Origin of the sequence: Phytopseudomonas seleniipraecipitans (assembly GCF_900102335.1) — a bacterium.
GTDB lineage: Bacteria > Pseudomonadota > Gammaproteobacteria > Pseudomonadales > Pseudomonadaceae > Aquipseudomonas > Aquipseudomonas seleniipraecipitans.
This window is the reverse complement of record NZ_FNBM01000003.1, coordinates 111,964-136,633: the sequence shown is the minus strand read 5'-3', so window position 1 is coordinate 136,633 and position 24,670 is coordinate 111,964. Positions and strand designations below refer to the sequence as shown.

24 protein-coding genes are annotated in these 24,670 nt (G+C 64.3%); 20 read left to right on the top strand and 4 right to left on the bottom strand.

The annotated features are described in order from the left end of the window. Nucleotide 1: 1 nt before the first annotated feature. From BLS60_RS08310 to BLS60_RS08275, 8 genes are all read left to right on the top strand, one after another. On the top strand, nt 2-1,066 hold the full coding sequence (locus BLS60_RS08310; protein WP_092366839.1) for a DUF2333 family protein: 1,065 nt from the start codon (nt 2-4) through the stop codon (nt 1,064-1,066). A 3-nt stretch (nt 1,067-1,069) separates the two neighbouring features. Then, nucleotides 1,070-1,603 carry an NUDIX hydrolase gene (locus BLS60_RS08305; protein ID WP_092366837.1) on the top strand — a complete coding sequence of 178 codons (534 nt, stop codon included), beginning with the start codon at nt 1,070-1,072 and terminating at the stop codon, nt 1,601-1,603. A 128-nt stretch (nt 1,604-1,731) separates the two neighbouring features. Next, nucleotides 1,732-2,103: a translation initiation factor Sui1 gene (locus tag BLS60_RS08300; RefSeq protein ID WP_092366835.1), complete on the top strand. Its 372-nt coding sequence runs from the start codon at nt 1,732-1,734 to the stop codon at nt 2,101-2,103. A gap of 133 nt (nt 2,104-2,236) precedes the next feature. Then, nucleotides 2,237-4,150: an arginine decarboxylase gene (gene speA / locus BLS60_RS08295; RefSeq protein WP_070880439.1), complete on the top strand. Its 1,914-nt coding sequence runs from the start codon at nt 2,237-2,239 to the stop codon at nt 4,148-4,150. Between the two features lie 107 nt (nt 4,151-4,257). Then, the gene (locus BLS60_RS08290; RefSeq protein ID WP_092366833.1) at nt 4,258-4,677 is read left to right on the top strand and encodes a DUF4174 domain-containing protein; all 420 of its coding nucleotides are present in this window, start codon (nt 4,258-4,260) and stop codon (nt 4,675-4,677) included. Between the two features lie 96 nt (nt 4,678-4,773). Continuing rightward, a complete protein-coding gene (locus tag BLS60_RS08285; RefSeq protein WP_092366827.1) occupies nt 4,774-5,223 on the top strand; it encodes a GNAT family N-acetyltransferase in 450 nt (149 codons plus the stop codon). Then, nucleotides 5,220-5,843, top strand: a complete 624-nt coding sequence (locus BLS60_RS08280; protein WP_070880127.1) for an FMN-dependent NADH-azoreductase — start codon at nt 5,220-5,222, stop codon at nt 5,841-5,843. Before BLS60_RS08285 ends, BLS60_RS08280 begins: the two co-directional genes overlap by 4 nt. Beyond that, nucleotides 5,840-6,271, top strand: a complete 432-nt coding sequence (locus BLS60_RS08275; RefSeq protein WP_092366826.1) for a carboxymuconolactone decarboxylase family protein — start codon at nt 5,840-5,842, stop codon at nt 6,269-6,271. The genes BLS60_RS08280 and BLS60_RS08275 overlap by 4 nt, the downstream gene beginning before the upstream one ends. A gap of 189 nt (nt 6,272-6,460) precedes the next feature. Here BLS60_RS08275 and BLS60_RS08270 read toward each other — a convergent pair whose 3' ends face one another. Then, entirely contained in the window at nt 6,461-7,171 is a 711-nt protein-coding gene (locus BLS60_RS08270; RefSeq protein ID WP_092366825.1) for an NUDIX hydrolase, read from the bottom strand. Beyond that, entirely contained in the window at nt 7,168-7,749 is a 582-nt protein-coding gene (locus BLS60_RS08265; protein ID WP_092366824.1) for an adenylyltransferase/cytidyltransferase family protein, read from the bottom strand. Before BLS60_RS08265 ends, BLS60_RS08270 begins: the two co-directional genes overlap by 4 nt. A 99-nt stretch (nt 7,750-7,848) precedes the next feature. On the opposite strand from BLS60_RS08265, the gene BLS60_RS08260 reads away from it, so the two are divergent. The 3 genes from BLS60_RS08260 to nadE are packed head-to-tail and all read left to right on the top strand — an operon-like array spanning nt 7,849 to nt 10,548. After that, on the top strand, nt 7,849-8,502 hold the full coding sequence (locus tag BLS60_RS08260; RefSeq protein ID WP_070880123.1) for an isochorismatase family protein: 654 nt from the start codon (nt 7,849-7,851) through the stop codon (nt 8,500-8,502). Continuing rightward, on the top strand, nt 8,495-9,700 hold the full coding sequence (gene pncB, locus BLS60_RS08255) for a nicotinate phosphoribosyltransferase (protein WP_070880122.1): 1,206 nt from the start codon (nt 8,495-8,497) through the stop codon (nt 9,698-9,700). Before BLS60_RS08260 ends, pncB begins: the two co-directional genes overlap by 8 nt. Before the next feature lie 20 nt (nt 9,701-9,720). Continuing rightward, on the top strand, nt 9,721-10,548 hold the full coding sequence (gene nadE / locus BLS60_RS08250) for an ammonia-dependent NAD(+) synthetase (protein ID WP_092366823.1): 828 nt from the start codon (nt 9,721-9,723) through the stop codon (nt 10,546-10,548). Nucleotides 10,549-10,624: 76 nt separating this feature from the next. Here the strand turns inward: nadE and BLS60_RS08245 are convergent, their stop codons facing one another. Beyond that, entirely contained in the window at nt 10,625-11,968 is a 1,344-nt protein-coding gene (locus BLS60_RS08245) for an MATE family efflux transporter (RefSeq protein WP_092366822.1), read from the bottom strand. A gap of 321 nt (nt 11,969-12,289) precedes the next feature. On the opposite strand from BLS60_RS08245, the gene BLS60_RS08240 reads away from it, so the two are divergent. The 6 genes from BLS60_RS08240 to BLS60_RS08215 all read left to right on the top strand — a co-directional run bounded on the left by BLS60_RS08240 (nt 12,290) and on the right by BLS60_RS08215 (nt 19,222). Further along, nucleotides 12,290-13,288 (top strand): DctP family TRAP transporter solute-binding subunit, encoded by a 999-nt coding sequence (locus BLS60_RS08240; protein WP_092366820.1) that lies wholly within the window; start codon nt 12,290-12,292, stop codon nt 13,286-13,288. A 48-nt stretch (nt 13,289-13,336) separates the two neighbouring features. After that, on the top strand, nt 13,337-13,813 hold the full coding sequence (locus tag BLS60_RS08235; protein ID WP_070880118.1) for a TRAP transporter small permease: 477 nt from the start codon (nt 13,337-13,339) through the stop codon (nt 13,811-13,813). After that, nucleotides 13,803-15,101, top strand: a complete 1,299-nt coding sequence (locus BLS60_RS08230; protein ID WP_092366818.1) for a TRAP transporter large permease — start codon at nt 13,803-13,805, stop codon at nt 15,099-15,101. Before BLS60_RS08235 ends, BLS60_RS08230 begins: the two co-directional genes overlap by 11 nt. A 137-nt stretch (nt 15,102-15,238) precedes the next feature. Further along, entirely contained in the window at nt 15,239-15,742 is a 504-nt protein-coding gene (locus BLS60_RS08225; protein WP_092366815.1) for an RNA polymerase sigma factor, read from the top strand. Beyond that, nucleotides 15,739-16,683, top strand: a complete 945-nt coding sequence (locus BLS60_RS08220) for a FecR family protein (RefSeq protein ID WP_092366812.1) — start codon at nt 15,739-15,741, stop codon at nt 16,681-16,683. Before BLS60_RS08225 ends, BLS60_RS08220 begins: the two co-directional genes overlap by 4 nt. A 136-nt stretch (nt 16,684-16,819) precedes the next feature. Continuing rightward, nucleotides 16,820-19,222, top strand: a complete 2,403-nt coding sequence (locus tag BLS60_RS08215; RefSeq protein WP_092366809.1) for a TonB-dependent receptor — start codon at nt 16,820-16,822, stop codon at nt 19,220-19,222. Nucleotides 19,223-19,326: 104 nt separating this feature from the next. Here the strand turns inward: BLS60_RS08215 and BLS60_RS08210 are convergent, their stop codons facing one another. Beyond that, on the bottom strand, nt 19,327-21,489 hold the full coding sequence (locus BLS60_RS08210; protein ID WP_092366806.1) for a TonB-dependent receptor family protein: 2,163 nt from the start codon (nt 21,487-21,489) through the stop codon (nt 19,327-19,329). Nucleotides 21,490-21,802: 313 nt separating this feature from the next. On the opposite strand from BLS60_RS08210, the gene BLS60_RS08205 reads away from it, so the two are divergent. The 3 genes from BLS60_RS08205 to BLS60_RS08195 are packed head-to-tail and all read left to right on the top strand — an operon-like array spanning nt 21,803 to nt 24,404. Then, the gene (locus BLS60_RS08205; protein WP_092367420.1) at nt 21,803-23,248 is read left to right on the top strand and encodes a cytochrome ubiquinol oxidase subunit I; all 1,446 of its coding nucleotides are present in this window, start codon (nt 21,803-21,805) and stop codon (nt 23,246-23,248) included. A gap of 2 nt (nt 23,249-23,250) precedes the next feature. Continuing rightward, nucleotides 23,251-24,258, top strand: coding sequence for a cytochrome d ubiquinol oxidase subunit II (cydB, locus tag BLS60_RS08200; RefSeq protein ID WP_092366803.1), 1,008 nt, complete (start codon nt 23,251-23,253; stop codon nt 24,256-24,258). After that, a complete protein-coding gene (locus tag BLS60_RS08195; protein ID WP_374990497.1) occupies nt 24,255-24,404 on the top strand; it encodes a DUF2474 domain-containing protein in 150 nt (49 codons plus the stop codon). Before cydB ends, BLS60_RS08195 begins: the two co-directional genes overlap by 4 nt. The last annotated feature ends 266 nt before the right edge of the window (nt 24,405-24,670 follow it).

Below are 24,670 nucleotides of genomic sequence, written 5' to 3'. Positions count from 1 at the left end.
CATGCTCGATTGGAAAAACCGCACCTCCGGCACGCGCAGTGCCGACGACGGCGCTGCGCCCGGGTCCCGCCGTGTCGGTGGTCGAGTGGGTCGCCTTGTCGGCGTTCTGCTGGGCGTCTACCTGCTGGTCGCGTTGGTGGTTGGCTGGTACTGGAGCCAGGAGCCGGGCTTGTTTCCCGTCCAGCAGCGCATCCAGGCGGCGGCCGAAGGCAGTGGACGCCAGGTGGTGGCCGGCTACACCACGGTGGAAACGCTCAAGCAGGTGGCTGAAACCCTGCTCGACAAACCGGGCGGTTATCTGGCCAACGATTTGGCGCCGCCGGGCCTCTGGCTCGACAACATGCCGAGTTGGGAATACGGCGTATTGGTCCAGGTACGTGATTTCTCCCGCGCGTTGCGCAAGGACTTCGCCCGTTCGCAGTCGCAGTCGACCGAAGATGGCGACCTGGCTCGTGCCGAGCCGCGCTTCAACTTTGACCACCGCAGCTGGGCGTTGCCAGCGGCCGAGTCGGAGTACCGCGAAGGCATCAAGTCATTGGATCGCTACCTGGGCAGGCTGTCCGAGCAGGGCCAGGGTGGTGCGCGCTTCTATACCCGCGCCGACAACCTGAATAACTGGTTTGGTGACGTCGCCACGCGCCTGGGCTCGCTGTCCCAGCGTTTGTCGGCCAGTGTCGGTCAGGTACGCCTGAACACCGAAATCACCGAAACCACGCAGCTGGCTGAAGGCCAGGTGCCGGAAGTGACCGAGCGCACCTACGAAACGCCGTGGCTGCAGATCGACAACGTCTTCTACGAGGCGCGTGGTCAGGCCTGGGCGCTGTCGCACCTGCTGCGTGCCATCGAAGTGGACTTTGCCGATGTGCTGGCGAAGAAGAACGCCACCGTCAGCGTGCGACAGATCATCCGCGAGCTGGAGGCGGCGCAAGCCACCTTGTGGAGCCCGATGGTGCTTAACGGCAGCGGCTACGGCATTCTCGCCAACCACTCGCTGGTCATGGCCAACTACATCTCGCGTGCCAATGCCGCAGTGATCGACCTGCGCCAACTGCTGTCCCAGGGCTGATTGATGGCCATCGCCGAAGCCGAGGTGGCGCACCGCGCCGCCTCGGACGCCGAGCTGATCGCCTGGGTCGACGAGCAGGATCAACTCCTCGGTGCACTGCCACGCGCCGAATTACGTAATCGTGGTTTGATCGGTCGCGGCACGTTCATCCTGCTGTTCAATGCTGCCGGTGAACTCTGTGTGCATCGGCGCACCCTGAGCAAGGCGGTCTATCCTGGGTATTGGGATGTGGCGGCGGGCGGCATGGTGGCGGCGGGCGAAGGTTATCTGGAGTCGGCCGAGCGTGAGCTGGCCGAAGAGCTGGGCATCCGTGACGCGGTGTTGCATGACCAGGGCCGCTTCTATTTCGAACAACCGGACAACCGTCTGTGGTGCGCGGTGTTCACTGCCGTGTCCGATGCACCGCTGGTGCTGCAGCCCGAGGAAGTGCTCGAAGCCCGTTTCGTGACGGTGCAGGCAGCGCTGCAAGATACCCGCAACAATCCCTATTGCCCTGACTCGCTGCAGGCACTGCAGCATTATCTGGCGCGTCGATAACTCCGTCACCGCGGCGCGAGGCCTGGCGGGTCGCCAATCCATCAGCCAGTGGCGCATTTCGCTTCTTAGCACGGGCGGCCTTTGTCGTTACACTGCGCGGCTTTGCCAATCCACTGAGGAAAAACGCGGTGGCCAAGAAAACGTCTTCACTCGCCGGTCTCGGTGGCCTGGTGTATTCCACCGATGCCGGACGGCATTGCCCTGATTGCGGTCAGCCTGTGGATGCCTGCATCTGCTCGCGCACGGCGATCCCGGAAGGCGACGGCATTGCCCGTGTACGCCGCGAGACCAAGGGGCGTGGCGGCAAGACGGTCACCACCGTCAGCGGCGTGCCATTGGCCGAAGAGCCGCTCAAGGAGCTGGCCACCGCGTTGAAGAAACGCTGCGGTTGCGGCGGTTCGCTCAAGGACGGGGTGATCGAGATTCAGGGCGACCATGTTGAATTGCTGCTCGCCGAGCTGCTCAAGCGCGGCTTCAAGGCCAAGAAATCCGGTGGCTGAAAGCCGCCGGCAGGCAACGTTCTAAACTTACCGATTGTCCGGCCAGTCCATTGCCGAGCAACCGTCATTTTCAGGCCTTATGCTCGTCGACCTGATCGACCGCATCAGCCAATCCGCTACAGGGGAGACCTCGATGGCCGCACGACGCACACGCAAGGACGATGGAAGCCAATGGACCGTGGCCGACAGCCGCAGTGTCTATGGCATCCGCCATTGGGGCGCGGGTTATTTCTCGATCAATGACGCAGGCCGTGTCGAAGTTCGCCCCAACGGGCCGGACAGCACACCCATTGACCTCTACGAGCAGGTCGACGAGCTGCGCCAGAGCGGCCTGTCGCTGCCCTTGCTGGTGCGTTTCCCGGACATTCTGCAAGACCGCGTACGCAAGCTGACCGGCGCGTTCGATGCCAGCATCGCGCGCCTCGAATACAACAATCGCTACACCGCGTTGTACCCGATCAAGGTCAACCAGCAGGAAGCGGTGGTCGAGAACATCATCGCCACGCAGAACGTCGCCATCGGCCTCGAAGCCGGCTCCAAGCCCGAGCTGCTGGCTGTGCTCGCGCTGGCGCCGAAGGGCGGCACCATCGTCTGCAACGGTTACAAGGACCGCGAGTTCATCCGCCTGGCGCTGATCGGCCAGAAGCTCGGCCACAACGTGTTCATCGTCATCGAGAAGGAATCGGAAGTTTCCCTGGTGATCGAAGAGGCCGCCGAGCTCAAAGTCGCGCCGCAGATCGGTCTGCGTGTACGCCTGTCGTCGCTGGCTTCAAGCAAGTGGGCCGACACCGGTGGCGAGAAGTCCAAGTTCGGTCTGTCCGCGGCGCAGCTGCTGTCGGTGGTCGAGCGTTTCCGCAAGGCCGGCCTGGATCAGGGCATTCGCCTGCTGCACTTTCATATGGGCTCGCAGATCGCCAACATCGCGGATTATCGCAAGGGCTTCCGTGAGGCGATTCGTTATTACGGCGAGCTGCGCGCGCTCGGCTTGCCAGTCGACCACATCGATGTCGGCGGCGGCCTGGGCGTGGACTACGACGGCACCCACTCGCGCAACGCCAGCTCGATCAACTACGACATGGAAGACTACGCCGACGCGGTGGTCGACATGCTCAAGGAGTTCTGCGACCGCCAGGAAATCCCCCATCCGCACATCTTCTCGGAGAGCGGCCGGGCGATGACCGCGCACCACGCCGTGTTGCTGGTGCAGGTGACCGACGTCGAGCGCCACAACGACGACGTGCCGGAAATCGATCGCAGCATCGAGCAGCCGGAAGTGCTGCAGGTACTGATCGATCTGCTCGGTGACAGCGATCCGGAAATGGTCGCTGAAAGCTATTGGCGCGCAACCCATTACGTCAGTGAAGTGGCCGCGCAGTATTCCGCGGGCAAGCTCGACCTGCCGCAAAAAGCCCTGGCCGAGCAATGCTATTTCGCCATTTGCCGTCGTCTGTACAACCAGCTGAAGGCGCGCCAGCGTTCGCACCGCCAGGTGCTCGACGAGCTCAACGACAAGCTGGCCGACAAGTACATCTGCAACTTCTCGGTGTTCCAGAGCCTGCCGGACACCTGGGCGATCGGCCAGATTCTGCCGATCCTGCCGCTCAACCGCCTGGACGAGGAGCCGCTGCGCCGTGCCGTGCTGCAGGACCTGACTTGCGACTCGGACGGCAAGATCAACCAGTACGTCGACGAGCAGTCCATCGAAACCAGCCTGCCGGTTCACGAACTGCGCGACGGCGAGGATTACGTGCTGGGCATCTTCCTGGTCGGCGCCTACCAGGAAATTCTCGGCGATATGCACAACCTGTTCGGTGACACCGATTCGGTAAACATCTACCAGAACGCCGACGGCAGCATCTACCACGCCGGTATCGAGACCCACGACACCATCGAGGACATGTTGCGCTACGTGCACCTGTCGCCCGAGGAGTTGATGACCCATTACCGCGACAAAGTGGCCAGCGCCAAGATCACCGCGCGTGAGCGTACCCAGTACCTCGACGCGCTGCGCCTGGGCCTGACGCGCTCCTCGTACCTGTCGTACTGACACGGCGGTGCCTGCTCGACCGACGCGGATGTTCGGTCGAGCAGGCGCTGGCGGCTTCAGGCACGGCGGCAGCACTCAGGCGCCCAACACAGGAGAGAAGACCCGTGATGAAGACCTTTGTGGCTTTACTGTCGGCGGCGTTGCCATTGCTTGCGCAAGCGGCTGACGACCCGCTGCAGGCCGAACGTTGGAAAACCCGCCCGCTGATCGTGCTGGCTGCCTCTGCCGATGATCCCTTGCTGGCGCGCGTGCGGCAGGCCTTGCAAGAGCCTGCCAACCGTGAGGCGTTCGTCGAACGCGACATGGTGCTGTACACCGTGGTTGGCCAGCACGGCAGCCGCAACGACCAGCCGCTGGACAGCATCGCCACCAAGCGCCTGCTGCTGGCGCTGGACGCCGGCAACAACCGACCGCAAGTGATTCTGGTCGGCAAGGACGGCGGTAAGAAGATTCAGGAAGGCGCCGATGCCGACCTGCAGGCAATCTTCAATACCATCGACCGCATGCCGATGCGCCAGAGTGAATGATCTGCTGATGGATCAATGCGTTTGCGCAATCTTGGCTCTATTGGCAAGTCCAGTCTCTCCCTAAAGTAGCGTCCATCGATTACCGAGGACGCTGCCATGTCGAGCCCTATCACCCTTCAGGCCGTGGAGAACGAGGCCCAAACCCTCGCGTGCTTCGCGGTCATGTGCGAACTACGACCCCACCTTCACGATGCGCAGGCATTCGTCGAGCAGATCGGCCGTCAGGCTGTTCAGGGCTATCGGCTGCTGGCTGCCTGGCGAGGCGATGAAGTGGTCGCCCTGGCAGGCTACCGGCTGCAGGAAAACACCCTCTACGGGCGGTTCGTCTATCTTGATGACTTGGTGACCCGCGCATCGGAACAGCGCAGCGGCGTCGGTCAGCAGTTGATCGAGGCGGTGCGCGGCGAAGCGCTGCGTGCGGGCTGTGCATATCTGGTACTGGATACCGGCTTGGGCAATGCGCTGGCGCAACGTTTCTATTTTCGGAACGGCTTGCTGGCGCGCGGCATGCACTTCGCCCAATCGCTGCAGGAGATCGGCGCATGAAACGCATCCTGTTACTCGAATGCAGCCCTCATGGGCAGCATGCGCGCGGCAATCGCCTGGCTCGCCAGGTAATCGAGCAACGCTGGCCAGCCGCCGAACTGATCGAGCGCGACCTGGCCACCCAACCGCTGCCGCCCTTGAGCGGCGACTACGCAACCGCGCTTACCGGCTCCGCGCCCTTCGATGACCCGGCGTTCGCCTGTTCGGAGACGTTGATTGGGGAGCTGGAGCGCAGCGATTGCCTGATCATCGCCACACCCATGCACAACTTTACGGTGCCTGCGGCGCTCAAGCTGTGGATCGATTACGTGTTGCGCATCCACCGCACATTCGCCGCCACGCCGCAGGGCAAAGTCGGCCTGCTCGAGGATCGACCGACGCTGGTGTTGGTCAGCGCAGGCGGTTTCTACCAGGGTGAGCGTGCGCGGCAGCCGGATTTTCTCACCGCTTACCTGCGCCACGTGCTCGGCACGCTGGGCATCACGCAGGTCGAGTTCATCCATCTGCAGGGCATGGCCCACGGTGCCGATGCGGCGAATGCTGCTCTGCAGGGCGCGTTGGCGCAGTTGGAACGCACCGCTTACTTTCCCCTCAGCCTGTCCACGGAGATCGCCTCATGAGCACCTTGCGCCTGCCTTACAGCCAGTTATCACCAGACGCCTACAAGGGCCTGCTGGCCACCAAGAACGCCCTGGCTGCCAGCAGCCTGGGGTTGCCGCTGATCGAGCTGGTCTACCTGCGCATTTCACAGATCAATGGCTGCGCCTTTTGCCTGGAAATGCACGCCAAGGCCTTGCGCCAGGGCGGCATGGCCCAGGGCAAACTCGACAGTCTGGCCGGCTGGCGGATCAGCGGGCATTTCAGTGAGGCCGAGCGAGCTGCCCTGGCGTGGGCCGAGTCGTTGACGGAGGTGGCACGAACCAACGCGCCGGACGAAGTTTTCGAGCCGCTCAAAGCCCATTTCGATGATGCGCAGATCAGCGACCTGGCCTTCGCCATCTCGCTGATGAATGCCTTCAACCGGCTGGCGATCGGCATGCGCCAGTAGCTCGCAGAGACGCTAAAAAGCGAGAGCAACCGTAGGGTGGATGACGCTCTTTTCATCCACCATTGCAATCGCAGAGCGGTGGACGGGTCGGGCCGCGTAGGTGAGGCGTCGTCCACCCTACGACCGTCCACTATCGCCGCTCTGCTGCCCTTCATATCTGCAGCATCGCAGTCGCTTCGAGCAGCACGATCAACTACCGGCGCGGTCCGCCAGCAGGCTGCGGTCGAAGATAAACACGCCGCTGGCTTGCTCGGTGAGCTCCCAGAGCTGCTGCGGGCGGCCCATCTTCGGGAAGTTCTTTTCGCCGGTGTCGCGGATCCAGTTGGCGTCTTTCATCCGCTCCAGGCGCTTGCGCAGTGAGGTGTTATTGATTGTCGTGCCCAGGCAGGCTTGGGCGGCGTTCAGGGCGTCGAGCACCGTGAAGCGCGGCGGCGCCAGGTACAGCGGCAGGCTGGTATACACCGCCTTGCCAGCCAGGCGCTCGACGCTCAATCGGGTCAGCGCCGCGTGGTCGAAGGGCAGGGCGATGCGCCCGTCCAGTACCTCGGCCAGTGGCACGAAGCGCAGGCCGTCATCCGCTGTTTCGGTCTCCGGCGCCAGCAGGGCCAGGTAATAGGTGCTCATCGACCAGCCGCGCGGATCGCGACTGGCGCTGCCTTCGGTGCCGACCTGCTCGAGGTGGCGCGGCATCACCTGGGCCTTGTCGCGCAGCACGCGGTGGGCCGCTTCTTCGAGGTTGGCATCGCGGGTGCTGCCATTGACGATCACCCCCGGCAATGCCCACTGGCCGACAAAGGGATCGCGCTCACGGCAGTGCAGCAACAGGTGCAATTGCCGGCTCTCGGCATCCATGCGCAGGGCGACCAGGTCGACACTCGCCAATACTTCCGCAGCACTCACATCGTCCTCCTGTAAATCGTCATGTCAGCCTGGATTTCCGGCAGTTGCCAGGCCGCGGGAATCGCTTGTCCGCTGGCGATCATCGCGCGAATCGCGCTGCTGTGCACGGTCATCTCCTCGTTCGCCACCAGAAGGCCAAAACGCTCGCGCAGTTCGGCGGCGCGGTGGAAGGTGCCGAGCCGCGTCAGGTTATCCTCGCCGATCACCAGCGCCAGACGCTGCGAGGTCAGGGCGTGATCCTGAGCGATCCGGCACATCAGGTCGTAGCTGTAGACCACCCGACCGTCAGCGCCCAGCTCGCGCTCCACGGGCGAGCACGTTACCCGCCCACCAAAGCGCGCGGCCATACGCTCGACCCAGGCGCAGCGCAAATCGAAGTCGGCCATGCGCTTGGCATCGGCGTGCCGATAGCTCGGTACCACCACCACGTGATCGCAAGTCTCCAGGGTGCGGCGGATCACGCTGGCATGGCCCGCATGAGGCGGGTCGAAGGCGCCGCCATAGACGGCCACGGCAAAGCGCTGTGATGCGGGCTCGGCGCAATCGGCAGCGAAGGTATGAAGGGATGACGGCAGCATCGCGACGCTCCTGAAGGGAAGGTGTTGACAGATATAATACACCTGGTGGAATATGTTTCCACCCCGCAGCGATGCGGCTCCACCAGCAGGAGGTGTTAGATGAAGATCGCCACGTTCGATGTCGATGCGCAGAAAGGCTTCACCAGCCTGTGCCCCGACGAACTGCCAGTGGCCGGCGGCCATGAGATCGCCGCGCCGCTCAACGACATGGCGCGTCGTGGCACCCTGCGTCTGGGCAGCAAGGACGCCCACGCGCCCAACGCCATCTGGGTGGTGGACAGCCATGCGCAGATGCTCCAGCCGCTGACCCACGCCAACGCCGACCTGACGTGGGTCAGCCACTGCGTACCGGGCACGCCGGGCTTCGAGCTGCTGGACGAGTTGCCCGCACCGATCGACTACGATTTCTTTGTCTGGAAGGGCGTCGAGCCCGACCTGCACCCCTACGGCGCCTGCTTCCATGATTTGGCGGGCGCGCGCAGCACCGGCGTCATCGAATACCTTAAGGTCGCCAGCGTGGGCGCGGTGGTGGTTGGTGGCCTGGCGCTGGACTTCTGCGTAAAGAACACAGCGCTGCAATTGCGCGGCGCCGGTTTTCAGGTGTTGCTGTATCTTCCGGCGTGCCGGGCCATTTCCGAGGCCGGCGCGACGCAAGCCATCGACCAGATGCGCGCGCAGGGCATCATCATCTGCGAAGGCAGCGGAGCGCTCGACAGCGAGCTGGCCCGCCTCGAGGAGAGTGACCATGAGTGAGAGCGTATTCGCCCCCAGCATCATCCAGAACCTGCTGGACACTGATTTCTACAAGCTGACCATGATGCAGGCGGTGCTGCACAACTACCCCAACGCCGAAGTGGAGTGGGAATTCCGTTGCCGCAGCAACGAGGACCTGACGCCGTATCTGGCAGAGATTCGCTACCAGATCGAGCAACTGGTCAACACCTCGATCACCCCGGATCAACTGGCCTACCTGGAGAAGATTCCTTTCATCAAGGCGGACTTCATCCGCTTCCTCAGCCTGTTTCGCTTCAATATGCGCTACGTGCACGTCGGCACCGACGACGCCGGCCAACTGGCGATTCGCGTGCGCGGACCGTGGCTGCACGTGATTCTTTACGAGATCCCGCTGCTGGCCATCGTCTCGGAAGTGCGCAACCGTTATCGCTACCGCGAAGTGGTGATCGAGCAGGTGCGCGAGCGCTTGTACGAGAAGCTCGACTGGCTCAAGGGTGAGGCCACCGCGTCCGAACTGGCGGGCTTCCAGCTGGCCGATTTCGGCACCCGGCGGCGCTTTTCCTACCGCGTGCAGGAGGAAGTGCTGCATATCCTCAAGCGTGACTTCCCAGGTCGCTTTGTCGGTACGAGCAACGTGCACCTGGCGCGTGAGCTCGATCTGAGGCCGATCGGCACCATGGCCCACGAATGGTTCATGGCGCACCAGCAGCTCGGCCCGCGCTTGATCGACAGCCAGAAGGCGGCGCTGGAATGCTGGGTCAAGGAGTACCGTGGCCTGCTGGGAATCGCGCTGACCGACACCATCGGCATGTCGAGTTTTCTCGAAGATTTCGATCTGTACTTCGCCAAGCTATTCGACGGCCTGCGCCACGACTCCGGTGACCCGCTGCAGTGGGCCGAAAAGGCCATCGCCCACTACGAGAGCCTGGGCATCGACCCGCAGAGCAAGACGCTGATCTTCTCCGACGGTCTGACGCTGCCCAAGGCGCTTGAACTGTATCGCGCGCTGCATGATCGCATTAACGTCAGCTTCGGTATCGGCACCAACCTGACCTGCGACGTCCCCGGCGTAGAGCCGATGAATATCGTCATCAAGATGATCGACTGCAACGGCCAGCCGGTGGCGAAGATCTCCGATACGCCCGGCAAGACCCAGTGCCGCGATCCCAACTTCGTGACCTACCTGAAACATGTTTTTCGCCTCGAAGCCAACTGAAGCGAACCAAGGGAGACACCATGAGCAATCGACAAGCTGAAATCGCCAACGCCCTGGGCGTCATCGCCCCGTTCACCTCGGACGCCGACGTGGACGCCGAGATCGCCCGGCGCATCGCCTTCATCAAGGACACCCTCATCGCCTCGCGCACCAAGGCGCTGGTGCTGGGCATCAGTGGCGGGGTGGATTCCACCGCAGCCGGTCGCCTGGCCCAGCTGGCGGTGGAGCAGCTGCGTGATGAAAAACAGGATCAGGACTACCGCTTCATCGCCATCCGCCTGCCGCACAAGGTGCAGCACGACGAGGCCGACGCCCAGGCCGCACTGACTTTCATCGCCGCCGACGAAGTGCAGACCATCGACATCGCTCCGGCGGTAGCGGGGCTGGCGGGGCAGATCGGTGAGCTGGCAGAGTTGGCATCGTCACGCCGCGACTTCGTGCTCGGCAACACCAAGGCGCGCATGCGCATGCTGGCCCAGTACACGGTCGCCAACGCCCGTAACGGGCTGGTCATCGGCACTGACCACGCGGCCGAAGCGGTGATGGGCTTCTTCACCAAGTTCGGTGACGGCGCCTGTGACCTGGCGCCGCTCAGCGGCCTGGTCAAAGGCCAGGTGCGGCAGATCGCCGAGCGCCTCGGCGCACCTGCCGCGGTGTTCTCCAAGGTGCCGACCGCCGACCTGGAAGACGAGCGCCCGGGCATCCCCGACGAGCAGGTGCACGGCGTCAGCTACGCAGACATCGACGCCTTCCTGCAAGGCAAGCCGGTCAGCGACACGGTCTACCAGGCCATCGTGCAGACCTACGACAAGACCCAGCACAAGCGCGAATTGCCGCTGGTGCCTTGAGCCCTGCAGCGTGACCCGCAAGCCCGCCTCTTCAGGCGGGCTTTTTTATGGGTAGGCGGCTGCGGGCGTGGCGCGCTTATCCGCCGGGCGCCGCCAGCCATCGATCGCGACGCGCCAAATGCCAGGCCAGGGCGCCGAGTGCCAGGCCGCGCAGTGCCATGAAGATCAGGAAGGCGATCCACAGTCCGTGGTTACCGAAGCCCTGTAGCGCCAGCGCAATGGGCAGGCCGAGGGCCAGGGCCACCAGCATCGCGTTGCGCATTTCGCGGGCGCGGGTGGCGCCGATGAACAGGCCATCGAGCAGGTAGCTCCACACCGCGAACAGGGGCAGCAGGGCGAGATAGGGCAGGTACTGCATGGCGGTTTCGCGCACGGCGGGAATGTTGGTCTGCAGATCCACGAACAGGTGGCCGCCCGCGGCGAAGAACAGCGCGAACAGCAGGCTGGCCAGCAGCGACCAGAGACCGGCGACGATCAGGCTGCGCCTGAGCGCCAGGCGATCACGCGCGCCGATGGCGTGGCCGCACAGCGCTTCGACCGCGTGGGCCAGGCCATCCAGCGCGTAGGCGGTGACCAGCAGGCCGTTGAGCAGCAGCGCATTGGCCGCCACCGTGGCATCGCCGAGGCGCGCACCCTGGATGGTGATCAGCAGGAACACCGCCTGCAGCGCCAGCGAGCGTAGAAAGATGTCGCGGTTGACTGCCAGCAGTGCTCGCCAGCTCTGCCACTTGCCCATCGCCGCCCACTGCGTACGGCCAGGGTGACGGCGCAGCGCACCGCGGGTCAGCGCCAGGCCGACCAGCAGGCCGCCCCACTCGGCGAGCACCGCAGCGCGCGCCGCGCCGACCACCTCCCAATGCAGGCCGAGCACGAACCACAGCGACAACACGATGTTCAGCAGGTTGGTGACCAGCAGCATCACCAGCGGCGCGCGCGCGTTCTGCGCGCCGAGCAGCCAGCCGATCAGCGCATAGTTGGCCAGCGCAGCAGGCAGGCCGAGCAGGCGGGTCTGCAGGAACTCGCGGGTCAGCGCATCCAGCTCCGCCGACGGGTTCATCAGCCCGAGGGCCAGGCCGCTGAACGGCACTGCCAGCGCGCCTAGGGTCAGCGCCAATACTGCGGCGAGCAGCAGACCCTGCACCAACACCTGGCGCAACGCGCCGCCATCGCCGCGCCCACATGCCTGCGCGGCAAACCCGGTGGTGCCCATGCGCAGGAAGCCGAGCAGCCCGACGATCAGGATGTACAGGCTGCTGCCCACTGCCACCGCGCCCAGCTGATGGGCGTGGGGCAGGTGGCCGACCACAGCGGTGTCGACCAGTGCCACCAGCGGCACGGAGAGGTTGGAGAGAATCATCGGCGCGGCGAGCGCCCACACCTTGCGGTGGGTCGGCGCGTCGCGCCAGGCATCACGAAACATGCAGGGCTTCCTTTGGGCTGCGCATTATAGGGGCAGAACCGCCGCATGCCGCGGGCTTGGTGGTGCGCATGCAGCGCTCACGATGATATGGCATGCACGCCGCGCTTCTGGGATAGTTGCCACACGTCGTATCACTGCAAGGTGGCCCGCTCGTCCACAAGACGACTTGGCTGCGCTGGCGCCCCAGGGTGCCGTTCTCCGTGCCGACCCCGGCACGTCTGGCGAACCATCCGCTCGCCGCTGGATCTGCTGCGCTGTTGACCTTGGTCGAGGCGCACGCACTTAAAACAACTAGAACCGCGATCCATTCAAGGATGCCCCATGAAATTCACTCGTTTCTTTGCGGCCATGGCCGCAACTGCTGCACTGTCGGCCGGCTTCGCTGCCCAGGCTCGCGAATATTCCGTTTCTACCGTCCTGTCGGATGCTTTCCCATGGGGCCAGGCTGCGCAGAAATGGGCAGATCTGGTCAACGAACGATCCGAGGGGCGCGTCACTCTGCGCGTCTACCCCAACGCCCAGCTGGTCGCCGGTGACCAGACCAAGGAGTTTTCGGCGATGCGCTCCGGGCTGATCGACATGGCCGTCGGCTCGACCATCAACTGGTCGCCACAAGTGCCTGAGCTGAACCTGTTCTCCCTGCCGTTTCTGATGCGCGACAACGCGGATCTCGATGCCATTACCGGAGGCGAGGCTGGCAAGCTGGCGTTCGCCGCCATCGAGCAGCGCGGCATCGTCCCGCTGGCGTGGGGCGAGAACGGGTTCCGTGAAGTTTCCAACTCCCGCAAGCCCGTGCGTGCGCCGGCTGATCTGGCGGGCCTGAAGATCCGTGTGGTCGGCTCGCCGCTGTTCCAGGATACCTTCAGCGCGTTGGGCGCCAACCCGACGCAGATGAGCTGGGCCGATGCCAAGCCAGCGCTGACCACCGGCGCCGTCGACGGCCAGGAAAACCCGCTGTCGGTGTTCGACGTGGCGCGGGTCGATCAGGTCGGCCAGAAGTACCTGACGCTGTGGCACTACATGGCCGACCCGCTGATCTTCGCGGTCAACCAGCGCGTGTGGAAAACCCTGCCGGAAGCCGACCGTGAATTGCTCGAACAGGCGGCGATCGATGCCGGCAAGTGGGAAGTCGAGCTGTCGCGTGGTCAGCAGGCGAAGCGCCTGGAAGACATCCGCAGCCGCGGCGTTGAAGTGGTCGAGCTCAGTGAGGCCGAACGCCAGGCGTTCGTCGATGCGACCCAGAGCGTCCACGAAAAGTGGGCACCGAAAATCGGTGACAAGTTGCTCGACACTGCCCGCAGCGCCATTGCCCAGCCCTGATAAGTGTGAGGGAGCCGGCCCCGGCTCCCGTTTTGCTGCGAGAACCTCATGAACAAACAAGCGGACGCGCCGCTCGAGCGCGGGCTCGCCACCCTGGCGCTGCTGATCATCGGCCTGATCAGCCTGGCCAACGTGGTGGTGCGTTACTTCACCAACGCCTCTTTTGCCTTCACCGAAGAATTGTCGGTGTTCCTTCTGGTCGTCCTGACGTTCGCGGGCGCCTCGGTGGCGCTGCGCCGCAATCGGCATATTCGCATCGGGTTTCTCGAACGGCTGTGCCCGGCGCTGCGCACGCCGCTGATCATCCTGCAATGGCTGGCGGCGACGCTGGTGTTGGGGCTGGTGCTGTGGTTCGGCGGGCAATTCGCGCTGGAGGAATACCAGTGGCAATCCGAGTCGCCAGGCCTGGGGCTGCCGAACTGGTGGTACGTGGTCTGGCTACCGGTGCTCAGCCTGCTGATGTTCGTGCGCTTGTGCCAGATGACCCTGGAGCGGCTGCGCGGGGGCGAACACGATGAGTCCTGATCTGTGGTTGATCGCCAGTTTTCTGGTGTTGCTGCTGCTCGGCGTGCCGGTGGCGTTTGCCCTAGGGCTTTCTGGCGCTATCGGCATCATCGCCGGGCTGTCGCCGGAGATGCTCGCGACCCTCGGCACCAACACCTACAACGGCGTGGCCAAATACCCGCTGATCGCCATCCCTCTGTTCATTCTCACCGGCCTGGTATTCGAGAAGGCCGGAGTGGCGCTGCGTCTGGTGCGTTTCGCCCAGGCGATGATCGGTCCGCGCCACGGTGGCCTGGCGATGGTGGCGGTGCTGGTCTGTCTGATCATGGGCGGCATGAGCGGCTCCGGTCCGGCGGACGCGGCCGCGGTGGCCATGGTGATGCTGCCGAGCATGACCAAGGCGGGCTACCCCAAGCCGTTTTCCGCGACCCTGATCGCCGCATCAGCCTCGACCGCCATCCTCATTCCGCCGTCGATCGCGTTGATTCTGTATTCGATCGTGGTGCCGGGCGTCGACTTGCGTGCGCTATTCGCGGCCGGCCTGTTTCCCGGCATCCTCGCCGGTGCGGTGCTGCTGCTGCCGGTCTGGCTGCTGGCGCGCCGCTACGGCTGGGAGTCGCCTGAAGGCGTCGAGCGGCCGCCGTTGTGGCCGAGCTTCAAGCAGGCATTACCGGCATTGTTCGCGCCAATACTGATTCTCGGCGGCCTGCGCAGCGGCCTGTTCACACCCACCGAAGCTGCCGTGGTAGGCGTTGCCTACGGTGTAGCGGTCGGGCTGTTCGTCACCCGTGAACTGGACTGGCGCAGCCTGTGGCGCCTGTGTGGTGAGGCCGCGGTGATTTCCGGGGTGGTGATGCTGATCATCGCCCTGGCCGGGATTTTCGCTTGGGCCGGCACCATGCTTGGCACATTCCGGCACATGGCCGAGTGGCTGATCTCGCTGTCCGATAACGGCACGGTGCTGCTGGTGCTGGTGATGATCGCCGTGCTGCTGGCCGGCATGCTGCTGGACGCCATCTCGATCTACCTGATCCTGATGCCGATCCTCATCCCGGTGATGCAGCACTTCGGTTGGAACCCGGTGTGGTTCGGCATTTTGCTGGCCATGAACATCGCTATCGGCCAGTTCACCCCGCCGGTGGCGATCAACCTGATGGTCACCGCCGAAGTGGCGAAGATTCGCCTCGAGCAGACCATCGGTTGGGCGCTGCTGTTCGTTGCGGTGATGGGCTGTGCGCTGGTGCTGGTCGCCGTTTTTCCGGAAATCGCGCTGTGGTTGCCGCGGGTTCTGGGGTACGCGGTCGATTGAGCCGTTGGGCACCGGGCGCCTGGATGCGGCGCCCGGTGCCCCAGCGCTCATGCAAGCGGTTGGCGGTCGCCTTTTGTTGAAAATAGTTATCAGCGGCGATATGTTCGCAACCCGTTCCCCTGCACGAGATTTCTCGAGTGCGTCCGCCCCACGACTCCGATGCCCAGGACGGCCAGTTTCAGCGCCATGCCGGTGAGCTGCTGCGCTTCTTTACCCGCCAGGTGAAGTGCGACGAGCTGGCCGCTGACCTGCGCCAGGAAACCTGGCTGCGCTTTCAGCGTCGTGGCAGCGGCGATGTGGAGAACCTGCGCGCGTTTCTCTACCGCATCGCCCGTAACCTGATCATCGACCACCGGCGCCAGCAGCAGGCGCGGCCGGTGCAGGAAAGCGTGTCGGTCGAACTGGAGTCGGATCAGCCAGGGCCCGAACAGATCGTCGAAGGCGGCCAACAGCTTGCCCGCCTGCAGGATATTCTTCAGGATCTGCCACCCCACCTGCGTCAGGCCCTGTTGTGGAACCGCCTCGAGGGCCTGACCCAGAAGGAAATCGGCCTGCGTCTCGGCGTCTCCGAAAGCATGGCCGGGCGCTATATCCTCAAGGCCCTGGAGCAGTGTCAGCAAAAAATGGATGTGATGCCGTGACCGCCGATTCGTCGCTTCTCGCCCAGGCCAGGGAATGGCACGTGCTGCTGCATTCCGGCCGCGCCACTGCCGCTGATCGCGCCGCCGCCAGTGCCTGGCGTTGCACCTCGCCTGCGCACGAGCAGGCCGCCATGGACGTGGAGCGGTTGTGGGCGTTGCTTGGGCAGCTGGGTGAACAACCGGCCAGCGAACCAGCCGCTGCGCAAGTGCGCCCGCTGCGTCGGCGACGATCATTGCGCTGGGCCGTGCCGCTGGCGAGCGCCGCGCTGTTGGTGCTGGCGCTTTGGCTGCCGCAGGGCGCGTGGATGAGCTGGAACGCCGACTTCGCCACCGCGCCGGGCGAGATACGCAGCGTCGAACTGGAAGACGGCTCCATCCTCACCCTCAACGGCGCGACCGCGCTGGACTGGACGATCAGCGAGGGCCGCCGGGAGATTCGTTTGTACCGCGGCGAAGCGGACTTCCAGGTGGCCAAAGATTCCACGCGGCCTTTTTTCGTCGAGGCCGGCCCGGCGCGCATTCGCGTCACCGGCACGCGGTTCGATGTCGACTACGACGGCCAGGACGTCTTGCTTGCAGTGACCGAAGGGCAGGTGCAGGCCAGCGATGCCCAGGCGCCGCCGCTGTTGGTCGGTGCCAGCCAGCAGGTGCGCTGGAGCGGCGAGCGCTTGCAGCCGCTACAAGCCCTCGATGCCCGTCAGCAACTGGCCTGGCAGCGTGGCAAGCTGGTGTTTCGCGCGCAACCGCTGAGCGAGGTGTTCACTGAGCTGGAGCGCAGCCAGCGCCAGCGGGTGATCTTTCTCGACCAGAGTGTGCGCGACCTCAAGGTGACTGGCGTATTCGCCCACGATGACCCGCAGGCGGTGCTGCGTGCCATCGAAAGCAACCTGCCGGTGCGGCTCGTGCGCCTGCCTGGTCTGCTGCTGGTCAGCCGCAGTTGAGCGGCTTTGCGCGCCTCTGAAGCGCGCGCGATGAAAAATAGTTTTCATTGGCGGTTCAGAAGTGCCTGGCTGTTTCGTCTTCCGTTTCTGCAAATGCGACTTTTTCGCATGAACCTTCGCAGAACAGGACACCCGCATGCGTATGACGCGTTCTCCTCTTTTCCAGGCACTGGCTGCCGCCCACCTGTTGCTCGCCGCCGCCAGCGCGTCGGCAGTGGAGTTCGACCTTCCGGCCCAGCGCCTCGACGTGGCGCTCACCGATTTCGCCGAGCAGGCCAATGTACGCCTGCTCTACGACGCCAGCCTGACCGAAGGCGACCGTCAGGCGCCGGCGCTGCAGGGTGACTATTCGGTTGCCGAAGGCCTTCAGCGGCTGTTGCAGGGCAGTGGCCTGAGCTACCTGATCGGCACCGACGGCACGGTCAGTCTGGTGCCACTCAGCGGCGACGCGACTTCACTGCAGCTCGATGCCACCACCGTCAACGGCCAGGCCGAGGGGCGCCTCGACCTGCCGGTGGAATACGCCGGTGGCCAGGTCGCCCGCGGTGCGCGCATCGGCATGCTGGGCAATCAGGATATGCAGGACGTGCCGTTCAGCGCCGCCAGTTATACCAACGAACTGATCGAGAACCGCCAGGCGCGCAGCCTCGGCGAGGTGCTGGCCAGCGACCCGGCGATTCGCCAGTCCAATGGTTTCGGTAATTTCTCCCAGGTATTCGTGGTGCGCGGCTTTCAGCTGTACACCGACGATATTGCTTTCAACGGCCTGTACGGCATTTTGCCGCGGCAGATCATCTCCACCGAAGCAGTAGAACGCGTTGAGGTTTTCAAGGGCGCCAACGCCTTTCTCAATGGTGTCGCGCCAGGTGGTAGCGGGGTGGGAGGGGCCATCAACGTGGTTTCCAAGCGGGCCGAGGACACGCCCAACCGCAGCATCACACTGGACTACGCCAGCGACTCGCGCACTGGCGGCCATGTCGACCTTGGCCGCCGTTTCGGCGAAGACAACCGTTTCGGGGCCCGCGTCAATGTGGCCAAGCGCGACGGTGAATCGGCCGTCGACGGCGAGCATTCGCACTTCAGCCTGGCCACCGTCGGCCTGGACTACCGCGGCGAGCGTCTGCGCCTGTCGACTGATTTCGGCTACCAGAAACAGCGCATCAACGAAGGCCGCTCGGTGGTCTACCTGACCACGGACGGGTTGGGCGGCAAGGTGCCCAAGGTGCCTGACTCCGACGCCAACTATTCGCAGCCCTGGAGTTGGTCGCAGCTGGAAGACACCTACGGCATGTTCAACGCCGAATACGACCTGGGTGAAAACTGGACGGCGTACCTGGCTGGTGGCGGCAAATACACGCGTGAGAACGGTGTGTATTCCTCGGTGTACGTGGCATCACCGGATGGCCGCGGTCAGGTTGGCCGGCTGTATTCGCCCCTCGATCAGGAAACTTTCAGCAGCGTGGCTGGCCTGCGTGGCAACCTGCAGACCGGTCCGGTGAGCCATCAGCTTAACGTTTCCATGAATGGGCTTTGGCAAGAGCGGCGCAACGCTTTTGAATCGACATCAACGACCCCAGTCAACAACCGTGTGCCCGGCAATCTTTATGATCCGCAACCGGTGCGCGAACCGGTCGCCAGCGTCAGTGGCGATCTACACGACCCGCGCAAGACCGCCAAGGTGATCACTCGCAGTGTGGCCGTTTCCGACACGCTGGGTTTTTTCGATGACCGGCTGCTGGTGACGCTGGGGCTGCGCCGCCAATCCATCGGCGCGGATGCCTGGAGCGCGGGCACCGGCGCTCGCACCGCCAACTACCAGGACAGCATCACCACGCCTGCTTACGGCCTGGTGTTCAAGGCGACCGATGTCGTGTCGCTGTATGCCAACCGCATCGAGTCTCTGCAGCAGGGGCCGACTGCGCCGGCTGCCGCCAGCAACCGCGGAACGATGTTCGCGCCCTATCGCACCAAGCAGATCGAGGCCGGCGTCAAACTGGACTGGGGCACCTTTGGCGGCAGCCTTGGCGTGTACCGGATCGAACAGCCGCAGGGCGTGACCCAGAACGGCGCCTTCAGCGTGGACGCCCAGCAGCGTAACCGCGGTGTGGAACTCAACCTGTTTGGCGAGCCACTTCCCGGGCTACGCGTGCTGGCGGGCGCGACGCTGATGGACACCGAACTCAGCGGTACGGCCAATGGCGCCAATGATGGTAACCGCGCCGTTGGCGTGCCCGAGTTTCAGTACAACGTGGGCGCTGACTGGGACGTGCCTGGCGTTGCCGGCCTGAGTTTCAACGGCCTGCTACTGCGTACCGGCGGGCAGTACTACGACACCGCCAACACCCTGAGCATCCCCGCCTGGACCCGCGTGGACCTGGGTGCCCGCTACGCCCTGAAATTGGATGAAGAGCGCCAGCTGACCTTGCGCGCCGGCCTCGAAAACGTTGCCGACAAGGCCTACTGGGCGTCCACCAATGGCGGTTATCTGACTCAGGGCGAGCCGCGTACGTTGAAGGTATCGGCCACCCTGGATTTCTGATCAACCCAACGCATAGCGCGGCGCCTAGTGAAGCGTCGCGCTATGCGGGAAACGCTCCCGGGTGTCGCTGCGCTCGACCCAGGCTACTGGGTAGGGCGCCGGGCTCAATTGAAGCTGTACGACACGCCGACGAACGCCCCGAAGCCCTCACCCGGCGTCGAGCGGGCAACGTCGGCGCCGTTGTCGTTGTAGCCCGGCGTGACGGTGGCGGCGTAGCGTTTGTCGGTCAGGTTGCGCAGGTCCAGCCAGGTCTGCCAGTCGTCTTTCGGCGAGGCGTACCCAAAGGTCGCACCGAAGATCGCGTACGCGTCGGCGTAGTAGGAGTTGGCGTAATCCACCGCGACCTTGGAGGCGTACTGGCTGTTGAGCCCGGCGTAGAAGCCGCTCGGGTGGTCGTAGCGCAGCTCGGCCTGGTAGTAATGGCGCGGCAGGCCCGGCAGACGGTTGTCGCCGAAGGCATCGTCGTCGCGGTAGTGGAAGTCGCTGAAGGTGTAGGCCTGGCGCAGGGCCAGGGCGCCCGCCGCACCGCCGTTCCACAGCGGGCTGTCGAGGCCCAGTTCGATGCCCTGGTGGATGGTCGGGCTGGCGTTGGCCTCAGAGGGAGGAATCCCAGGAGTGATTTCCACCGTCAGCAATTCGTTGCGCACCAGCGAGTAGTAGTAAGCGAGATCCCACTGGCCCAGCACGGAGTCGCCACGGCCGCCGATTTCAAAGGTCGTAGCCGTCTGATTGTCCAGCGAGATCGGCGCGCGCTGGCGAGCGCTGTAGGGCTGATTGCTGTTCGGGAAGCGCAGCGGCGAACTCCAGAGCATCGACCAGGCGTGAGGCGGCTCGACCGAGCGGCTGATATTGCCGTACAGCTGTACGTCCGGGTTGAGTTGGTAGCGCAGGCCGATGCGCGGCGCGTAGTCCCACGTATGTTCGCTAAGCTTGTCGTCGGTGGCCGGCCAGGTCACCTGTACTTCACGGCGCGTGTAGATCAACGCCAGGCCGCTGGTCAGCCACAGATCGGGCGCCAGTTCGGTTTCGTTGCCGATGTGCAGCACGTTGTCCGAACCCAGGTGCTCGTAAGCGCGCATCAGGGTGCCGGCCGGGTAATCGGTGCCACCGACACTGATCGGTAGCGCTGCATTTTCCTTGGACTTGCTGCTCGGCAGGTTGGTGGTGCTGCGAAAGCCGACGGTGGTGGTGCTGTCGAGCCCGAACAGGCTGTGGCGACGGGTGTAGTTCAGGGTGCCGCTGACATCGCTGTAGTCCACGCGCACCCGGTAGGTGTTGCCGTTGGGCGAGCTGTTTTCGACGATATCCATCGGGTAATGGTGATAAGCCAGGCCGGCCACCAGGGTGGAATCGTCATCGATCTGCCAGGTGGTCTTGTTGGCCAGCCAGGTGCTGCCAGGTTGGTCACGGTGCGCGTCGATGCGCAGGTTGTTGGCGGCGGCTGCCCGTGGATCGTGCTCGATCTGTGCCTTGCTCAGGCGGCCTGGTACTTCGTGTTCGGTCTCCCGGTAGCGCAGGTAGAAGCGCGTTTCCAGGTTCTCGTTGAGGCGATAGCCGACGTTGGCGGCAACGCCCTGGCCTTTGCCCGACGAATGATCCTGATAACCGTCGTAACGGCTGTCGGTAACATTGATGTAGTAATCGAAGTCGCCCAGCACCTGGCCGGAGCTGATGCTGCGTTTCTGGTAACCGTGGCTGCCGGCTTCATAGCGCAGTTGCAACTTGTCGGCATCACGGCCGGTGCGGGTGATGTAGTCGATGGCGCCACCCAGGGCCAGCGAGCCCTTGTCGAAACCATTGGCGCCGCGCAGCACTTCGGCGCGGCTCAGCCACAGCGGCTCCAGCAACTCATAGGGCGTGCCGCCCGAACCGGTCAACGGCAGACCGTCGAGCATGATGTGGTTACCGGAGGCGTGGGAGCCGGTGCCGCGGTTGATGCCCGAGCCGCGGATGGCAATCTTGATGCCCTCGTTGCCGGGCGATTGCGCATACACGCCCGGCTGGTAGGCCAATACATCCTGATCGCCAGCCACGCGGCCTTCTTCGACGCGCTGCAGATCAACCAGGTTGGTGCCGCCCGGTACCCGCTTGAGCTGCTCCTCGGCCGCCTGCTGTTCGGTCAGCGGCTGGTCGGATACCCGTATGCCGTCCAGTTGAAGGGCGCCCGGTGTGGTCTGGGCATGGGCGACGGGAAGCGCCGCACAGGTCAGCAGGCTGGCTGCCAGCAGGTGGCACGGGCGCAGGGCAAAGGGGGGCAGGGAACGCATTATCGGGAATCTCCATGGGAACAGCTGGCAGCGGTTGTAGCAGGCAGCGCCGGATAGGACGGCCGCCGCGCAGGATAAGCCACGTCTTCCCTTCGTCCGATAGTCCGCACAGCGACCAGGCTCATGGAACTAAGTCAGAACGCCGCACGTGACGGCCTGTCGCGCGGCAACCCACCACGGCGGCAAGACGCGCGGTGGGGCGTAGTCTTCTGCAGAGCGGTTGATCCAGGTCAAGGCGGCATTTGCCGGACCTGCTCGAGCCGTTGCAGACAACCAGAAGTCGGTCAACGACAAACCTGATGAGGACGCCTACATGTTCGGCCTAGAGGCTTTGGATCTTGCGCGCATCCAGTTCGCCTTCACCATTTCCTTCCACATCATCTTTCCGGCCATCACCATCGGCCTGGCGAGTTACCTGGCGGTGCTCGAAGGCCTGTGGCTGAAAACCGGGCAAACGGTGTACCGCGACCTCTACCACTTCTGGGCGAAGATCTTCGCGGTCAACTTCGGCATGGGCGTGGTCTCCGGCCTGGTGATGGCCTACCAGTTCGGTACCAACTGGAGCGCCTTCTCGGATTTCGCCGGCTCGGTGACCGGGCCGCTGCTGGCTTACGAGGTGCTTACCGCGTTCTTCCTCGAAGCGGGCTTCCTGGGCGTCATGCTGTTCGGCTGGAACCGCGTCGGGCCGGGGCTGCACTTCTTCTCGACGATCATGGTGGCGGTTGGCACGCTGATCTCGACCTTCTGGATTCTCGCCTCCAACAGCTGGATGCAGACGCCCCAGGGTTTCGAGATTGTCGACGGCCGGGTGATCCCGGTGGACTGGTTCGCCGTGGTGTTCAACCCTTCGTTCCCGTACCGCCTGGCGCACATGGCCACCGCCGCGTTCCTCGCCACCGCGTTCTTCGTCGGCGCCTCGGCGGCTTGGCACCTGCTGCGTGGCCGCAACACGCCTGCAATGCGCAAGATGTTCTCCATGGCGCTGTGGATGGCCTTGCTGGTCGCGCCGGTGCAGGCGGTGATCGGCGACTTCCATGGCATCAACACCCTTGAGCACCAGCCCGCGAAGATCGCCGGCATCGAAGGCCACTGGGACAACAGCTCCGGTGAGCCAACCCCGTTGATCCTGTTCGGCTGGCCGGACATGGAGCGTGAGGAAACCCGCTTCAAGGTGGAGGTGCCCTACCTGGGCAGCCTGATTCTCACCCACAGCCTGGACAAGCAAGTGCCGGCGCTCAAGGAGTTCGCCAAGGAAGACCGGCCCAACTCGACCATCATCTTCTGGTCATTCCGCATCATGGTCGCCATGGGCATGCTGATGATCCTCACCGGCCTGTGGAGTTTGTGGCTGCGCTGGCGCGGCGGGCTCTTCGAGTCGCGGGCGTTTCTGTACTTCTGCCTGTGGATGGGGCCCTCTGGGCTGATCGCCATCCTCGCCGGCTGGTTCACCACCGAGATCGGCCGCCAGCCGTGGGTGGTCTACGGGATCATGCGCACCGCCGACGGGGTGTCGGCGCACAGCGCCGGGCAGCTGGGCCTGACCCTGGTGCTCTTCGTGGTCATCTACTTCGCGGTGTTCGGCGCCGGCATGAGCTACGTGATGCGCCTGGTGCGCAAAGGCCCGGTCACCGGCGAAGGTGACCATCAGCACGAAGGCGGGCCGGGCACTCGGCATACGCCCGCGCGGCCGCTGTCTGCACCCAAGGAGGGGACGCACGACAGTGACCACGGTGGTGAAAACACAGAAGGGAGGGCATGACCATGGGTATCGATCTCTCGATCATCTGGGCGGTGATCATCGTCTTTGGCGTGATGATGTACGTGATCATGGACGGCTTCGACCTGGGCATCGGCATCCTCTTCCCGTTCGTGCCGGACAAGGGCGAGCGCGACATCATGATGAACACCGTGGCGCCGGTCTGGGACGGCAACGAAACCTGGCTGGTGCTCGGCGGCGCCGGGCTGTTCGCAGCGTTCCCGCTGGCCTATTCGGTGGTGCTCAGCGCGCTGTACCTGCCGTTGATCTTCATGCTGCTGGGGCTGGTGTTCCGCGGCGTGGCCTTCGAGTTCCGCTTCAAGGCACGCGACCACAAGCGGCATATCTGGGACAAAGCCTTTATCGGCGGCTCGGTGGCGGCGACCTTCTTCCAGGGCGTGGCGCTCGGCGCCTTCATCGAAGGCATTCCGGTCGAGGAGCGGGCGTTTTCCGGTGGCTCGCTGGACTGGCTGGCGCCGTTCCCGCTGTTCAGCGGCCTGGGCTTGATCGCCGCCTACGCGCTGCTCGGCTGCACCTGGCTGATCATGAAAACCGAAGGCCGCCTGCAGCAACAGATGCACGACATGGCCCGCCCGCTGGCGCTGGCCCTGCTGGCGGTGATCGGCATCGTCAGCCTGTGGACGCCGCTGTCCCAGGCGAGCATCGCCGAGCGCTGGTTCACCCTGCCCAACCTGTTCTGGTTCGCCCCGGTGCCGCTGCTGGTGCTGGCGAGCTTCTTCTACCTGCTGCGCTCGGTGGCCAACTACGACAACAGCAAGCCGTTCGTGCTGACCCTGGCGCTGATCTTCCTCGGCTACAGCGGCCTGGGTATAAGCCTGTGGCCGAACATCGTGCCCGGCTCGCTGACCATCTGGCAGGCCGCCGCACCGCCGCAAAGCCAGGGCTTCGCGCTGGTCGGCGCGTTGCTGATCATCCCGATCATCCTCGTTTACACCGCCTGGAGCTACTACGTGTTCCGCGGCAAGGTCACACCGGATCAGGGGTACCACTGATGCTAGGCAAACCCACCGAAAAGAAACCCCTCTGGCAACGCATCGCCTGGCTGGCCGGCATCTGGACGGTCAGCGTGCTGAGCCTGGGGCTGGTGTCGTATCTGCTGCGGCTATTTATGAATGCGGCGGGGTTGAGTACCCCGTAGGAGGGCTGATCGTTCCCACGCTCCGCTTAGGAGCGGTCTCAGTGGGGCTGTTCGGGTTACGAATGGTGGACAAGCTTCGCGTTGTCCACCCTACTTGTCGGTAGGGCGTAGGGTGGATGACGCTTTATCCATCCACCATTGATCGTTCCCACGCTCCGTGTGGGAACGCCTCCCGTGGCGCTCCGCGCCGCATATGCAGGCTTGGCTACCGAGGAGTCAGGCGCGGAGCGTCCTGCTGATGCATTCCCACGCAGAGCGTGGGAACG